The sequence below is a fragment of the Pseudomonas sp. 05N434 genome (genome assembly GCF_056396965.1).
This window is the reverse complement of record NZ_JBFTMK010000858.1, coordinates 1-1,350: the sequence shown is the minus strand read 5'-3', so window position 1 is coordinate 1,350 and position 1,350 is coordinate 1. Positions and strand designations below refer to the sequence as shown.

The window sequence follows — 1,350 nt, the reverse complement described above, 5'->3', positions numbered from 1 at the left end:
GGATGACGAGGACGAAACGAATGAGGATGCGTAACTTCTGGCCACTGTTGATCGCCGGCAGCGTCGGCGCGATGGGCGTGCAGGCGGYGCCGGTCGACAACTACGAATTACTGGTGGGGTCGTACACCGCCGGCCAGAGCCAGGGGATTTATCGCCTGAACTTCGACAGCCGCACCGGGCAGATCGATGCCAAGCCGCTGCAAGTGGTGAAGAGCGCCAACCCGTCCTGGCTGACCGTGTCCAAGGATCAACGTCGCTTGTTCGCGGTCAACGAAAACGGCCCGGGGCAGGCCGATCCGGTAGGGCGCGTCAGCAGTTACGCAATCGATCCGAAAACCCATGAGCTGAGCCTGATCAACCAGGTGCAAACCCTGGGCAACGAGCCGACCCATTCGAGCATCAGCGGTGATGCCAGCCATCTGTTTGTCAGCAACTACTCGGTGGCTGAAGACCCGGGCGGCACCCTGGCGGTGTTACCGGTGAGCCCCGATGGCAAGCTGAAACCCGTCGTGCAGATGAGCGGTCATCCGTCCAGCCGGATCGACCCCGTGCGGCAGATGTCGGCGCACGTGCATTCGGCGATCTCTTCGCCGGATGGTCAATACGTGTTTTCCAATGACCTGGGCGCGGACAAGATCTTTATCTATCGCTTCGACCCCAAGGCCAATCCGGAACTGCCGTTGACTGCCGCCAAACCCGCGTCCGTCCCGTTGCCCCCCGGCAGCGGGCCGCGACATTTACTGTTCAGCGCCGATGGCAAGCACGCCTGGCTGACCATGGAAATGAGCGCGCAGGTGGCGGTGTTCGATTACAAGGACGGCCAACTCGAACAAACGCAGTTGGTCGATCTGGCGGCGGGGCTGCCCACATCGGGCAAGGCCGCGGCTGCGCTTCACGCCTCGGCCGATGGCAAGTTCCTTTACGTCAGCAACCGTGGCACCGCCAATCAGTTGCTGGTGTTCGCCATCGACCCGGCAACCGGCCACCTCAAGGAGCTTCAGCGTCGCTCAGTGGACGGCGATCACCCGCGCGAGTTCAGTCTCGACCCGAGCGGCAAATTCGTGCTGATTGCCAACCAGAAGAGCAACCAGATTGTCGTCATCGAGCGTGACGCCAAGACCGGTCTGTTGGGCAAAACCGTGCAAAAACTGCCAATGGATGCCCCGAGCGATCTCAAGTTCCTGCTGCGTCAATAGGCCGCAGGCCCCGGTTGATGGGGCCTGCAACCTTCTATTAATGAGACTGATATCGGCTAATGCTACAAAGCATTTCAAGGCGCCGACCCTCGGGAGTTAAGTTTGCTTCACAGCCCAACCGGGCAAGCAAGCCAACTGAATCGAGGAATACCGC

The 1,350-nt window shown here is 60.8% G+C and carries 1 protein-coding gene; it reads left to right on the top strand.

What is annotated here, in order from left to right; all coding sequences use genetic code 11:
- The first annotated feature begins 26 nt into the window (after positions 1-26).
- Positions 27-1,196, top strand: a complete 1,170-nt coding sequence (locus AC1DLB_RS30155; protein ID WP_477786301.1) for a lactonase family protein — start codon at positions 27-29, stop codon at positions 1,194-1,196.
- The last annotated feature ends 154 nt before the right edge of the window (positions 1,197-1,350 follow it).